Source organism: Henriciella pelagia, assembly GCF_002088945.1.
GTDB lineage: Bacteria > Pseudomonadota > Alphaproteobacteria > Caulobacterales > Hyphomonadaceae > Henriciella > Henriciella pelagia.
Genome location: NZ_NCSU01000008.1, coordinates 48130 through 61830, shown reverse-complemented (window position 1 = coordinate 61830; position 13701 = coordinate 48130). Strand labels below are relative to the sequence as shown.

The following is a 13701-nucleotide window of genomic DNA, read 5'->3' as shown; positions in this document are numbered from 1 at the left end:
TCACCTGACGGTGATCGAGAGTGACGCGAGACTGCAATTGAGGAATGCTTTTTAAAAGCCCACCGGCGCAGCCAGCCCCGGTGCGCTGAGGCAGATCACCTTGAACCGCCGCCCCATCTCGGCCGGATCGACCAGCCGGGTCACACCCTTGTAGATCTCTTCGGCCCGCCCCTGATTGGCCCTTATCAGCGCATGCATTCGCGCTTCAACGCCCAGCCCCATCAGGAACGGTCCCTGCTCGACCGGCCCATGCACGCTGAGGCCTGCCTTCTCCGCCAGTCGCCGCAACCGCCCGAAATCGACATCGACGGTAAGGTCACTGCTGCCCGGCAGCGCGAGCGGCCCGACCTGAAGACCGCGCTGAAACGCCCGCAACGTGTCGCCCGGTGCGCCTTCGGACACGCCATAGTCGATGAACAGGGCCCGCCCCGGCACAACCGAAAAGGCATCCTTCAGCACATCGACAAGCGTTTCCAGTGCCGGCTGCACCTCGAAGGATGTCGCCCCGTCGCGCATCTCGAAAGCTGGCGCATTCGCCTTGTCGGTCGCAATGCCAATCGCAAGGTCGCCCTGGTCATCAAGGCCGACCACCTTCTCATGCCAGTCACCGTCCGACTGCACGAACTGGCGCGCCGGCAGGCAGTCCAGCCATTCATTCGCGATGAGGATGAAAGGCGCCTCACCAATCGACTGGAACGCGCCCAGAAAACTGGGATGAAGATCCGACAGCCGTTCCTTCTGCGCCGCCGAATAGACCGGGCTCGCCTCATTGATGGCGACATCGAACCCCTGCCCGCCATTGGCCTGACGCACCGCCCGCATTATATCGTCCATCATCGTGCCGCGGCCAGCGCCTGCTTCAACCAGTGAAAAACGCTCCGGCGAGCCAAGCGCTTGCCATTCATGCAGCGCCCAGAGGCCCAGCATCTCACCGAAGACCTGGCTGATTTCAGGCGCTGTGATGAAATCCCGACCGATCCCCGGACGTGTCGCATAGTAGCCGTGTTCCGGGTCGTGCAGGCAGGCATTCATATAAGCCGAGACCGGCATCGGACCGCCTGCCCGGATCAGGGATTTCAGCTTGCTCGCAAGGCGCGTCATGCCCCCGCAGTGCTGACTGGCGGCTTGCGCAGCGCATTCCAGACAAGGAAAGCGCCACCGATCCACATCGGAAGCGACAGGAGCTGGCCCATGGTCAGCCAGTCCGGCATCACGCCCCAGGTAAAGCTGTCAGGCTCGCGGAACTGTTCGGAGATGGTCCGGCCGGCACCATAGAACAGCAGGAACAGCCCCGCTGCGAGGCCCGGACGTTTCAACAGGCCGAACTTCCAGACGAGGACTGAAATCACGATAGCAGGGACGAGGCCTTCCAGCGTCGCCTCATAAAGCTGGCTCGGATGGCGCGGCATCTCATTGCCGGTATAGACCCACGCATTGGCGTTCCAGTCATAGGCCGATGGCGTGCCGCCAGCATTGCCTTCTGGGAACACCATGCCGACCGACGCGTCCGTATGGCGGCCATAAAGCTCGGCATTGATGAAGTTCGCGCAGCGGCCAAGGAACAGGCCAATCGGCGTCACGACACCGGCAATGTCGCCAATCGACATCAGCTTCACACCGCGCTGCTTGGCGACCAGCAGGATCGCAATCGTCACGCCCAGAAGCCCGCCATGGAAGGACATGCCGCCTTCCCAGATACGCAGCAGGCTCATCGGGTCGCGCTGCACGCTGTCGAACTGGAAGGGCAGCTGGTAAAACAGGATATAGCCGATCCGCCCGCCGAGGATCACGCCCAGCGTTGCGTAGAACAGCAGGTCGTCAATATCGTCCTTGGTGGCCGGGCTCGTGCCGCCCCACAGCTTCGGACGCGCCGCAAGCGCCAGCGCATAGCGCCAGCCAATCACCAGGCCGGCAATATAGGCCAGCGCATACCAGCGGATGGGAAAGCTGCCGAGGCCGGCAAAGCCCAGATCGATCTCGATCAGCGCCGGGCTGAACTCCGGAAAGCTGAGCGCGCTCGTCATCAGTGCGTACATTCGTCGTCTTTCCCCTTGAAGCGACCTGTCCTATGTCGAAGGCCACTGACTAGTCAGCCTCACATTCTGCGGCAAGGAGTAACCACATGGCCGGAACAAATCCAATGCTAGATGACCTTGCAGGCCTGATGACGGGCGCAATGGGCGCCGCACGCGCAGCTGGAGATGAAGCAAAAACCGCCATGCAGGCCCGCGTCCGCTCCATGATCGCCGACATGGATCTTGCCGAACGCGACGAAGTCGAAGCCCTGAAGGCCATCGCCCTCAAGGCACTTGAGCAGGTCGAGGCGCTGGAGAAACGCGTCGAGGCGCTGGAAAAAAGGAAAGGCTAGCTAGCGCCGAAGATATTCGCGCAGCGCAGCGCCATAATCGCGGTTTGCGAGTCCGGCAAACGGCTCAGCGGATATGCACTCCTCCAGCACGAGAGCGTCCTCGGACTCGACCGCGACAGAATGCATGGAGCATCCCCTGGTCGAGACCAGCGTCACTTCTCCGGTAAGCTTTCCCTTCCTGAACCTTGACCGGCTCTTGCTCACGGGCAGGAAATCCCACTCCGGTTCGATGGAGACCTGACACAGAAAAGCATGCGCCGACTGCGACCATTTTCCCTTGTTGAAGGGCGAAAACTCGCACGCGTTCGAAAGCCATCGCCGCACATCGTCCTGGAGCGGCATGGCAGACGAGAACTGCAGGCCCCAGAGATCAATCTGGCCGCGTTGGCCGAGCTTGCGCTTGACCTGGAAATGGGTCTGGTCACGCAACTTCATGAGCAGGTCGCAGCACCCCTTCCTGAAGATATATGTGTCCGTCCGCCGGCTATCGTCGACCCGGTCCCAGCTCGCAAAGAACTTCGTCATCTCATCTGTCTGGCAATTGTTCGGCCAGCATCGAAACTCGTAGCGGCTTTCCATCGGCTCATGCCATGCTCCGGGAGGGGGCGTGTCCGTTCGGCGCTGAAGCTCAATGGCTTCCGGAAAAGCATACGACACAGGCATTTCGGCAGCCGAACCAGACATGTTGGGCATCGACAAAACTCCACTTCAAGCAATCGGACCACCGGTTCTCCAAACTGGCTCACCTGCCACAGGTTCCCGCCATCCGGTGCAAAAGCGTCAATTATTTTGCCCGGCAAGGCTGACACTCTTGATCAGGGCGAACACCTCCTGGCCGACCACCAGGTCGAGGTCGCGAAGAGCGGCCCTCGTGATGCGGGATTTCAGCGTCCCGGTTCCCGGCAACACGCTGAGATCAATCTCGACCCCGCCCGCCTCAGGAGACAGGGCAGTGATCCTGACCGGCAGGATGTTTCGGATGCTGAGCCCCGTCGGACGCGTCAAGGCAATCGAGACATCCCGGGCATCCACGAACAATCGTACGACGGAATTTTCTGCGAGACTTTCATTCAGGGGCAGGTGCAAGGCCTGTCCTTTCAGATCGACCTGCGTCACCCCGAGGCCGGGATCGTGAGACCTGACCACAGCCTCAACAACGCTGCCCTGCCGCGCGCCGTCGGTGAGCGGGGCAAGGTCGAGCATGTTCAGCACGTCACCAATCGGCCCATGCGCTGTCACATTGCCCCCCTGCAGCACCAGCACGCGATCGGCGAGTGCGGTGACCTCTTCGATGTCGTGGCTGACAAAAAGCGCCGGAATTCCAAAGCGCTCCGGCAAGTCTCTCAGATAGGGCAGAAGCTCCCGCCGGGCCGCACGGTCAAGCCCAGATAGCGGCTCATCCAGCAACAGCAGACGCGGGCGCGAAACTATGGCCCGCGCCAGCGCAACCCGGCGCGTCTCGCCGCCTGAAAGGCCTTCAACCGGGCGTTTCAGAAGCGGCGTGATCCCCGTCGCCTCGACCACATCGCCGACGGATATCCCGTTTCCATCCTTGCGGCTGCGCCGGTCGGCATAGTCCAGGTTGCCCTCTACGCTCAGATGCTGGAACAGCCGTCCATCCTGGAACACAAGACCAACCCTGCGGTGCTGAGGCTTCACGAGCGTCTTGCCATCGCGCACCCAGTCCTGATCACCGAGCCGCACGCCGCCTTCCTCCGGCACGTCCAGCCCGGCGATACAGCGCAGCAGGGTTGTCTTGCCGCTGCCGCTCGGCCCGAACACCGCCGTGACACCCTCGAGTGGAATGGCCTCCGCGACGCGCAGGTCAAATCCCTTTCGTCTCAGGCGGAAGTGGCAGGAGAGCAGCTCAGCCGACACGGACAGCATGCCTCCGGTTCAGCGCGTAGACCGCGAACAGCACCACAAAGGAAAAGATGAGCAGGCCCGCCGACAGGATATGAGCCTCGCCATAACTGACCGATTCAACATGCTCATAAACGGCAATCGACACGACGCGCGTGCGGTCCGGAATATTGCCGCCCACCATCAGCACCACACCAAATTCGCCAATCGTGTGCGCGAAGGTGAGCACACAGGCCGTTATCACGCCGCGCCGGGAGGCTGGAAGCATCACCGACCGGAAAGCATCCAGCTTCGACGCGCGCAGCATTGCCGCTGCCTCCATCGGCCCTCGCCCGACAGCCTCAAATGCAGACTGCAGCGGCTGCACCATGAATGGCAGCGAATAGAGGATCGACGCAACGACCAGTCCGGAGAATGAAAAGACCAGCGTATCGCCCATGACAGATACCCAGAAACTGCCGATTGGCGCGGTCGGGTTCATCGCGATCAGCAGGTAGAAGCCGATCACGGTCGGCGGCAGGACCAGCGGCAAGGCCGTCACCGCCTCCACCACCGGCTTCAGCCGCGAGCGCGTCATTGCCAGCCAGTAGGCCAGCGGCAGGGCCAGCACGAACAGGATGACCGTCGTAACCAGCGCCAATTGCAGGCTGAGAAGGACTGGGCCGAAATCCACCATCATTCGGGCACGCGGTAATCGTGCCGCTCAATGATGTCATGCCCTTCGCTCGAACGAAGAAAGGCGATGAAAGCTCGAGCCGCGTCGTTCTCGGCCGCCCGCTGGAGCAGCACACCATCCTGCAGAATCGGGTCATGCAGCTCTGCCGGCACCGCCAGGCTCCAGCCGATACTCCCGGCCGTAGTAATCTGCGACTGCGCAACAAAGCCGAACTCGGCACTGCCCGTGCTGACCAGCGCAAACACCTGCCCGATATTGGCGCCGCGCACGATCCTGTCTTCGACACGTTCGACCAGGCCGAGGGCTTCCAGAGCCTGCATCGCAGCAGCGCCATAAGGGGCAAGATCGGGATTGGCGATGGCGAGGCTCTGAAACCGGCTTTCAAGCAGCACGGCGGCGATGTCGCTATCGTCCCTCGGGACATTCTCGATATTTGCCGTCCAGAGCGCCAGCGCCCCGACAGCATAGGTGAACCGGCTGCCATCAACGATGAGCCCGGCCTCTTCCAGCATCAGAGGGCGCGTGACATCGGCGGCGAGAAACACATCGAAAGGCGCGCCATTCGTAATCTGCGCATAGAGCTGCCCGGTCGCCCCCGACACGATATCCACATCAAAATCGTATGCGGCCTCAAACGCCTCTTCGAGCAGGTCGGCCGTCGCGGTGAAGTTGGACGCCACTGCAATGAGGGCATCCGGTTTGCTGGAGACAAAGCCGCAGGATGTGAGGGCCACGGCCAGAACCGGCCAACTCAAACGCAAATGCATCTTCATGATCTGTCGTTCCTCGCCCAGATCGCGGCACGATCCTGTCCAGCTCATCCTGCAACGATTAAGCCCTTAACTGCGATCTGTGTTTGCGCCAAGCCTGCCTACATGCGAGGCAGCGGGACCAGCCGTCCACAACTCTTGGGGGAAGAGCGGTTGCAGGGACGCGCCCCCGTGTTACCGTCCCGATTGGTGACAAGCCGTCACGCCGATTCGGAGGACCAAGCCGATGAGCCTCAACCTCGAACAGTCAACAGAGAATATTGCAGATCCTCTGGATCTCGTCGAAGCATGTCTCGAAAGCGCAGGATGGGAACATCAGCGCGATGAGGATGCTGCCATCCAGTGCATTGCCCAGAGCCGCTGGGGCGAGATGGGCGCGCTTTTCGCCGCCCGCCGTGAGCCACCGGCCTTGCACTTCACGCTGACGCTCGACCTCAAGCCGACCGCTGCCCGCCAGCAGGCGATCTCCAAGCTCGTCCTGATGGCGAATGAGCGCCTCTGGCTCGGCCATTTCGACTACTGGATCGAAGACAGTGTCCTGCTGTTCCGCCACACGCTGCCGCTGCTTGACCGCGATGAGGCAGAACCCGGAGAAATTCGCGCCGTGCTTGCAGCAGCGACCGATGCCGTGAACATGTTCGTCCCGGCCTTCAACTTCGTGATCTGGGCCGGCAAGTCACCGGAAGAAGCGATCGACGCGGCGCTCTTCGAAACAGACGGCGAAGCCTGACAATTGATGACGCGCCCTGATGCCGGACTGACCCTCGTCGGCGGCGGGCGGATGGGATCTGCTCTTGCGGGAGGGTGGATACAATCGGGCTATGAAGGCCAGATTGCCGTTCACGATCCAAAGCCCTCCGATCAGCTGAAAGCTTGGGAAGCGAACGGCAAGATCAGGCTCAATCCGGCTCCGTCGCCTGCTGCAACGCTCGTCGTCGCCGTAAAGCCGCAAGTCTTCGGCACCATCAGTGATGAACTCAAAGCCTTCGTCGGGCCAGACACGCTCGTCCTCTCCATCATGGCCGGCATCACGCTGGATGGGCTGGCCACCGGCCTCGGCACGCCCCGCGTCGCCCGCGCCATGCCGAATACGCCGGGCCTCATCGGCAAGGGCATGACGCTCCTCTGCCTGCCGCAGACGGCATCTGCAGACGATGCGAACGCATTGCACAAGCTCCTGTCCCCGCTCGGCGATGTTGAGGGCCCGATCACCGAAGACAAGATATCAGCGGCGACCGCGATCTCCGGCTGCGGCCCGGCTTACGGCTTCCTCCTCGCAGAAGTCATGGCAGCGGCAGGCGTCGCGCATGGCCTCGACGCTGACATGGCACTTCGCCTGGCCCGAAAAACCGTTGAAGGGGCCGGCGCGCTGATGATGTCCTCAGATGAGCCGCCATCCACGCTCCGCGAGAATGTCACCTCACCCGGCGGCGTGACAAAGGCCGCACTCGACGTCTTGATGCGGGACGGTGCGATGCCATCTCTAATGGAAGAGGCCGTTGCAGCCGCAGTCAGACGGGACCGTGAGCTCTCCGGCGAATAGCCAGGGAGTGCCCCATGAGCGACACCAACAAGCAGATTCTCGAAAAAGGCGTCCGCGCCGCCCTTGAGCTTGCCGCCGGGACGGACTGGAGCGAACTGACCCTCGCCGCCATCGCCGACAAGGCCGAGCTGAAGCTCGAAGACTTTCACACAGTCGGTGACAAGGACACGATTGCGGACGCAGTCGAAGCCTATTTCGACAAGGCGATGAGCGAAGGCTCATTCGACGCCGATGAGACCCCGCGCACCCGCCTGTTCGATGTCATCATGATGCGCTTCGAGGCGATGGAGGCGCATCGCCCGGCCCTGCTCTCCCTGATGAAATGGCGCCAGACCCAGCCTCTCCGCATGATCGCCTTGCTGGCCAGCCGCCAGGCGTCCGCCGAATGGGCAATGGTCTGTTCCGGCCTCGACAAAAAGGGCGACCTGCCAAAGCCGCTCCGTTCCACCGCAATCGCCTGGGCCATCGCGCAGGCCGAACGTGCCTGGCGCAGGGAAGACAGCGCCGACATGTCACGCACCATGGCGAAACTCGACGGCGAACTTCGCAAGATGGAAGAGCGCGCAGACTGGATCCGCAAACCCTTCGCAAGGCGCAAATCCGCCGCGCCGGAAGCCGAAGACGCCCCTTCCGGCGCATGATGCAGAAAGACAACACGCAGGCGCCAAATTCTCACGAACGCGCTGTTTTCCACCTGCGCGATTGCCCGCCTCGACTCCAGCTTTAATCGGCGGTTGGCTGTCAGAAATATTTGTCGTTTCCGTCACAAATCCTGTGCCTGACTCTGGATAGGACGCCCCCGATCTTACCGAGGGGGTATCCTAATGATCAGACAATCACTGCTGCTTTCCAGCGCCATCCTGCTCGCCGGCCAGCACGCCTCCGCGCAGGACAATCAGCCCGCATCCGAAGACGAATTCAAGCTCGACAAGGTCGTTGTAGAGGGCACCCTGCTCTCGCGTCAGCGAGGCATTGAGGACAAGCGCGACGCGCTGCAGATCATCGAAGCGCTCGGCGCCGATGAACTCGGCCAGCTGCCCGACAAGAATGTCGGCGAAAGTCTCAACCGCCTCGCCGGCGTCAGCATGCTCGTCGAGAAGGGCGAAGGCCGCTATGTCCAGATCCGTGGCATCAACCCGTCGCTGAACAATGTCACCATCAATGGCGCCAATATCGGCTCGCCAGAGACCGAAGGCGGCGGCCGCAATGCCCCGCTCGATATCATCGCGGGCGGCGTGCTCGGCTCGGTTCAGGTCATCAAGGCCCCGACCGCCGATATGGACGCCCAGGGCATTGGCGGCACGGTCAATGTCGAGACCAAGTCCCCCTTTGACCGCCCGGACGATTTCTACGGCTATCTCACCGCCCGTTACGGCTTTGAAGAGATCGAGCCCGAATCCAATGCCTATGGCGGCGAAGACCCATACGGCATCGACGGCACGCTGTCCGGCAAGGCCATGGACGGCAAGTTCGGCTGGCTGGTTGGAGGCTCATGGTCTGACCGCGAATATATCGCGCCCGGCTATTATGGCGACGACTGGCTGAGCTATGATGCCGACCCGGTCACCGGATCGGTCGGTGGCTCTGCGCCCCAGAACGTCAAGAACAACTATTACGTCATCGGCCGCGAACGCCTGAACCTCAATGGCATGGTCGAGCTTCGCCCCGACACCAATTCGAGATATTTCGCGCGCGCCTTCTATGGCAGCTGGGACGAGTACCAGCACCGCAACCGGTATGAGCAGAACTTCGACAATGACATCGTCTTCGACACGCCGACATCCGGCACGGTCGGCCTGAACCGCATTGCCGCGAATATCCGCCTTGAGGACGCCGAAAAGAAGGTCTTCTCCTTCGCAGCGGGCGGCGAGAACATCATTGACGCCTTCACGCTCAATTACGAAGTCATCGCGAACCAGAACGAGATCAGCGAGCCATATTCCTATTGGGAATGGCGGTCCGGACGCGATTTCGGCCCCGGCACCTTCACGATATCTGGCGACGGCATTGTCGACATCACCCCCGATGCCGGCACACCGGACCGCCAGGATCCGTCTCTCCTGCCTTTCCGGCGCGCCCGCTTCAAGAATTCCGACATGCAGGAAGACGGCCTCACAGGCCAGCTCGACCTGCGCTGGGACATGGATGAGGTCACCTGGTTCAAGACCGGTGTGAAGGCCCGCCAGACAGATCGAAGCTGGGACCATGAAACCCTTCGCTTCGATCCAGGCACCAGCGACCTGGACCTCGGTACCTCGCCAGCCTTTACCAATGGGGCATTCACCAATTGCTTCGAGAAAGGCTGCGCGCCAAATATCTTCATGGATGTCGATGCGATGGACGCCTTCCTCGCGGACCCGGCCAATGCCGCCTATTTCGAGCTGAACGAAGGCGCCACTTTCGTCCAGGATTATGCCGCCGACTATGACATCACCGAAACTGTGCTCGCCGCCTATCTCATGGGTGTGCGCGAATTCGGCCCGCTGGAACTCATCGGCGGTGTCCGTGTCGAGGCCACAGATGTCGACTCCCAGGGCTACCTCCTCGAAGACGGCGAAGCCCAGCGCATCAGCGATGGCGGCGACTATGTCACCGTCCTGCCGAGCCTACTCGCCAACTACAATGTCACCGAAGACCTGATCCTGCGTGCATCGGTGACCCGCGCGCTCGGACGCCCGGACTTCGATGCCATCGCGCCGCGGTCATCCTATTCCGAAGAGCTCGGCATTGCTGGCCTCTCCATCGGCAATCCGGAGCTCGAAGCCCGCGTGTCGTGGAATTATGACGCCAGCATCGAATGGTATCCGAACGACCTCACCCTGCTCTCAGCGGCGGTCTTCTACAAGGATATCTCGGACGATCTCGTCGGCGTCTCCGAGCGTTACACCACCACCGACACCATCAATGCCGCTCTTGCCGCGCGCGGTCTTGCCGGCGCTGTCGATACGACGGGCCTGACCGAGCTTAACATCTCGACCACCATCAATGCCGGTAGCAGCGAGCTGAAAGGCCTTGAGCTGATCGCCCAGACGCAGCTTGATCCGTTCCTGCCAGATGCGCTGGATGGTTTCGGCGTGTCAGCCTCGGCAACCTTCCTTGATGGCGAGACCGAAGTGAACGGCCAGACCCTGCCCCTCCTGAACCAGGCCGAGCAGACCTATGCCTTCACCGCCTTCTACCAGAATCACGGCTTCGACGCGTCAGTGAGCTATGCCTACAATGACAGCTTCCTGACCGACGTGAACCTCAACGACTCCTCGGTCAATCTCGACCAGGGCGAGTTCGGCCGCTGGGACGCAAAAGTGTCCTATGAGGTCATGCCGGACTTCAAGATCTTCGCCGAGGCGGTGAACATCAACAATGAACCGACCAGCGAATTCCAGGGCGGTGACGAGCAACAGCGCACCGAATGGGAATATGTCGGCCAGACGCTGTATCTCGGCTTCAGCTATGGCTTCTAGGCAGAACGCCTGAATGCCAGACCACGGCACCCGGACGCTGCTCCGGGTGCCGTTCCTTCCTTGTCGATACGAGGCTGCCCATGACCCGCCTGCTCCCGCTTCTCGCCCTCATCCTGCCCGCCGCCTGCGTGAGCGCAGAGCCGCCAGCCAGCATCCCGTCTCACGAGGTCGCGGACTATCAGGCCCCGGCCATCCAGCAGCTGACGGCAACCACGATCCGTGAATACGAGGCCCCCGAAGCCGATCAGGGCGTCGCGGTCGACCGGACTTATTTCTACCCCGTCGACAATTCCGTCATCGGCAAGTACCGGCTCGATACGGGCGAACTCACCGCCCGCTTCGCCGCGCCCGGCAAGGGCCTCCTGCGCCACATGAATTCCTGCAAGACGGAAGGCGCGCGCCTGCGCTGCGCAAACTCAAATTATTCGCTGACCCCTATGGGCTCGTCTGTGGAGTATTTCGACACCGCCACCATGTCCCATGAGAGCAGCCACAGCCTCGGCATGATGGATGAGGGCTCGCTCACCTGGATTGACGATCTCGGCGGCGGCTACATCGCAGGATTCGCCCATTATGGCGGCAATGGCGGCCTCGCCTTCAAGGATGCGACCTTTGCAAGTGTCGTCACCTTCGACAAGGACTGGCGGCGTACCGGCGGCTGGCTCTTCCCGCAATCGGCGATTGACCGCATGGCGCCCTATGCAGCTTCAGGCGGCGCGATAGGACCGGACGGCCTGCTCTATATTCTCGGCCATGACCGCCCGGAACTCTACGTCCTTGCAAAGCCATCCATGGGTCCCGTCATGCTTCATGTCGCGACCATCGCCCTCGAGGCCGAAGGTCAGGCCTTCAGCTGGGCGGCCGATGGCAGCCGCACCGTCTACACAATCGACCGGCGCAGGGGAAAAGTCCGCGCGATTGATTTGCCGGCCGTCGGCCTCGCGGCGCAAGAGATGCAGCGCTTCCGCTAACCGCTGGAGACGCGCCAACCGCGATGAGGCCGTTTTCTTTTTCCCCGATCCGGCCTAATGCGAAGGGCATGGCCACAATCCCCCACATCCTCGCGCCGCGCATCGCTGGCATGAACGGCATCCGTCACGGCTTTTTCGGCCGTCAGGGCGGCACGTCCGAAGGTATCTATGACAGCCTCAATCTCGGCCTCGGTTCTGATGACAAGCCGAAAGCGGTGATGCGCAATCGCCGCCTCGTGGCGGACCAGATCGGCGCAACAGAAGTCGACCACCTCCTTTCCTGCCACCAGGTCCACTCGGACATCGCCATCCTCGCGACCATGCCATGGGGCCCGAACCGCCCGCAGGCCGATGGCATGGTGACAAACCTGCCCGGCATCGCCCTCTGCATCCTGACCGCTGACTGCGTCCCCGTCCTCTTTGCTGACCGCAAGGCCGGCGTCATCGGCGCCTGCCATGCCGGCTGGAAGGGCGCACTTGGCGGCATCTGCGAAGCAACCATCGCGAAGATGGAGGAAGCCGGTGCGCAGAGAAAGGACATCCACGCCGCTGTCGGCCCCTGTATCGGTCAGGAAAGCTATGAAGTCGGCCCGGAATTTCGCGACACTTTCCTGGCTGAAGCGCCGTGGAGCGCAAACCTCTTTCACCCCGGCGAAGGTGACCGGTTTCACTTCAATATCGAGACTTTCGTGAAAAACCGGCTGACGAAACAGAAGCTCGCCTGGGTCGACGTCATCGGCCACGACACGTGCGAGATGGATGACATGTATTTCTCCAACCGCCGCCGCAACCATCGCGGCGAACCCGACTATGGCCGCCAGGGCTCGGTCATCATGCTTGAGGACTGATCCTTACCCTGAGCCTGTAAGCTCAACTTGTCGGCCTTATGCGATGTTTGAAATAGCCCGACATGGTGAGCGAAGTCGAACCATAGAGGGCGGATGAGTGCAAATGGCTGAGATCATCGCCGCCTCTCCTCAGGGGAGGGTCGGGGTGGGGTCTTCGGCATCAGACGCACGCGCCCTCCCCCGCCTTGGAGTCACCCTTTTCCTTGCGACTCGACGCGTCCTCGTCCAAAAGCACCGCAAACAATCCAACGGGAAGGGCTGACCCGCGATGAAACTGATTACCTGCAACGCAAACAAACCGCTTGCCACTGCCATTGCAGATCATCTCGACTGCCCACTCTCCGACGCCGAAATCAAGAATTTTTCCGACAATGAAATCTTTGTGCGGATCAACGAGAATGTGCGCGGCGAAGACGTCTTCGTGATCCAGTCAACCTCGAAGCCGGCCAATGACAATCTCATGGAGCTCTTGATCTGCATCGACGCTCTGGTGCGCGCCTCGGCGAGCCGGATCACAGCCGTCATCCCTTATTACGGCTATGCCCGCCAGGACCGGAAGACCGACGGCCGCACGCCCATCTCCGCCAAACTGGTCGCCAACCTCATCGCCAAGGCGGGTGCCGACCGGGTGTTGACCATGGACCTGCATGCCGGGCAGATTCAGGGCTTCTTCGACGTGCCGACTGACAATCTTGTCGCAATGCCGGTGATCGAGTCCGACATCCGCCGCGTCCATCCCGGCGCAAACGTCATGGTCGTGTCCCCCGATGTCGGCGGCGTGGTGCGCGCGCGCAACCTCGCCAACCGTCTCGGCTGCGATCTCGCCATTGTCGACAAGCGTCGCCCCGAGGCTGGAAAGTCCGAAGTCATGAACATTATCGGTGATGTCGAAGGGCGCCACTGCGTCCTCATCGACGATATCTGCGATTCCGGCGGCACGCTGTGCAACGCCGCCGCCGCGCTGAAGGACAAGGGCGCATCCGGCGTCAGCGCCTATGTCACGCATGGCGTCCTCTCCAACAATGCCGTCCAGCGCGTCGAGAAATCCGTCATGGATGAGATCGTCATCTGCGATACGATCCGCCCGACTGAGGAGGACTACAAGTCCAAGGCGCTGCGCGTGCTCTCCGTCGCGCCCCTGCTCGGCGAAGCGATCCGCCGCATCGCCAACAATGAGAGCGTGTCGAAGCTGTTCGACTAG

14 protein-coding genes are annotated in these 13701 nt (G+C 61.8%); 8 read left to right on the top strand and 6 right to left on the bottom strand.

Translation table 11 applies throughout. From position 1 onward, the window contains the following. Positions 1 to 51 precede the first annotated feature (51 nt). Entirely contained in the window at positions 52 to 1101 is a 1050-nt protein-coding gene (locus B8746_RS08355; RefSeq protein ID WP_084393242.1) for a class I SAM-dependent methyltransferase, read from the bottom strand. After that, positions 1098 to 2036 (bottom strand): prolipoprotein diacylglyceryl transferase, encoded by a 939-nt coding sequence (gene lgt, locus B8746_RS08350; protein WP_084393241.1) that lies wholly within the window; start codon positions 2034 to 2036, stop codon positions 1098 to 1100. Before lgt ends, B8746_RS08355 begins: the two co-directional genes overlap by 4 nt. Positions 2037 to 2122: 86 nt before the next feature. Here lgt and B8746_RS08345 point away from each other — a divergent pair, with 86 nt between their 5' ends. Next, the gene (locus tag B8746_RS08345; protein WP_084393240.1) at positions 2123 to 2368 is read left to right on the top strand and encodes an accessory factor UbiK family protein; all 246 of its coding nucleotides are present in this window, start codon (positions 2123 to 2125) and stop codon (positions 2366 to 2368) included. Here B8746_RS08345 and B8746_RS08340 read toward each other — a convergent pair whose 3' ends face one another. The 4 genes from B8746_RS08340 to modA all read right to left on the bottom strand — a co-directional run bounded on the left by B8746_RS08340 (position 2369) and on the right by modA (position 5680). Beyond that, on the bottom strand, positions 2369 to 3061 hold the full coding sequence (locus B8746_RS08340) for a hypothetical protein (protein ID WP_143434561.1): 693 nt from the start codon (positions 3059 to 3061) through the stop codon (positions 2369 to 2371). Positions 3062 to 3148: 87 nt separating this feature from the next. Continuing rightward, positions 3149 to 4246: a molybdenum ABC transporter ATP-binding protein gene (gene modC, locus B8746_RS08335; protein WP_158084570.1), complete on the bottom strand. Its 1098-nt coding sequence runs from the start codon at positions 4244 to 4246 to the stop codon at positions 3149 to 3151. Beyond that, complete coding sequence (gene modB / locus B8746_RS08330) at positions 4236 to 4907, bottom strand: molybdate ABC transporter permease subunit (protein ID WP_084393383.1); 672 nt, start codon at positions 4905 to 4907, stop codon at positions 4236 to 4238. The genes modC and modB overlap by 11 nt, the downstream gene beginning before the upstream one ends. After that, positions 4907 to 5680, bottom strand: coding sequence for a molybdate ABC transporter substrate-binding protein (gene modA / locus B8746_RS08325; RefSeq protein ID WP_198943718.1), 774 nt, complete (start codon positions 5678 to 5680; stop codon positions 4907 to 4909). The genes modB and modA overlap by 1 nt, the downstream gene beginning before the upstream one ends. 223 nt (positions 5681 to 5903) lie before the next feature. Between modA and B8746_RS08320 the strand changes: the two genes are divergently transcribed. The 7 genes from B8746_RS08320 (at position 5904) to B8746_RS08290 (ending at position 13701) form a co-directional block, all read left to right on the top strand. Then, a complete protein-coding gene (locus B8746_RS08320) occupies positions 5904 to 6407 on the top strand; it encodes a type III secretion system chaperone family protein (RefSeq protein WP_084393236.1) in 504 nt (167 codons plus the stop codon). A 6-nt stretch (positions 6408 to 6413) separates the two neighbouring features. Further along, positions 6414 to 7220, top strand: coding sequence for a pyrroline-5-carboxylate reductase (gene proC, locus B8746_RS08315; protein ID WP_084393235.1), 807 nt, complete (start codon positions 6414 to 6416; stop codon positions 7218 to 7220). Positions 7221 to 7234: 14 nt separating this feature from the next. Further along, positions 7235 to 7861 (top strand): hypothetical protein, encoded by a 627-nt coding sequence (locus B8746_RS08310; protein ID WP_084393234.1) that lies wholly within the window; start codon positions 7235 to 7237, stop codon positions 7859 to 7861. Positions 7862 to 8044: 183 nt separating this feature from the next. Next, positions 8045 to 10681, top strand: a complete 2637-nt coding sequence (locus B8746_RS08305; RefSeq protein ID WP_084393233.1) for a TonB-dependent receptor — start codon at positions 8045 to 8047, stop codon at positions 10679 to 10681. 80 nt (positions 10682 to 10761) lie between these two features. Then, the gene (locus B8746_RS08300; protein WP_084393232.1) at positions 10762 to 11652 is read left to right on the top strand and encodes a hypothetical protein; all 891 of its coding nucleotides are present in this window, start codon (positions 10762 to 10764) and stop codon (positions 11650 to 11652) included. Between the two features lie 68 nt (positions 11653 to 11720). Continuing rightward, positions 11721 to 12500 (top strand): peptidoglycan editing factor PgeF, encoded by a 780-nt coding sequence (pgeF, locus tag B8746_RS08295; protein ID WP_233124090.1) that lies wholly within the window; start codon positions 11721 to 11723, stop codon positions 12498 to 12500. 268 nt (positions 12501 to 12768) lie between these two features. Next, positions 12769 to 13701 carry a ribose-phosphate pyrophosphokinase gene (locus B8746_RS08290; protein ID WP_084393231.1) on the top strand — a complete coding sequence of 311 codons (933 nt, stop codon included), beginning with the start codon at positions 12769 to 12771 and terminating at the stop codon, positions 13699 to 13701.